Annotated in this window: 1 protein-coding gene; it reads left to right on the top strand. The window is 51.6% G+C overall.

Annotated features, from left to right (window positions below):
* Positions 1-289, top strand: a 289-nt coding sequence (locus K6T82_RS24200) for a PH domain-containing protein (RefSeq protein WP_223711592.1), incomplete at both ends; no start/stop codon positions are given.

Here is a 289-nt window from a genome sequence, read left to right as displayed (position 1 = left end):
TGGCAGTGCCGCCGTTTATTAAGAAATCATGGGCTTATCAGGACATCAGCCAGGCATATATGGCTGACTGGACAGCCACTGATCAAGAAGGTTTGCGTCCTGTACAAAGGACCATGGGAACTTCTGTTGGGGAATACCGCACCGGTTGGTATAAGCTTGCTAACAACCAGAAAGCGCTCCTAATGGCCAATGGAACGCGCTCAATCTGTCTGGAGACAGCAAGCGAGGTTTTGCTGCTAGCTCCAGATGACCTTGAAGGATTCCGCACCGCCCTCGAGAGCAAACTAGG

Origin of the sequence: Flavobacterium potami (assembly GCF_020026915.1) — a bacterium.
Taxonomy (GTDB): Bacteria; Bacteroidota; Bacteroidia; order Flavobacteriales; family Flavobacteriaceae; genus Flavobacterium; species Flavobacterium potami.
This window is presented reverse-complemented; position numbering and strand designations above follow the sequence as displayed.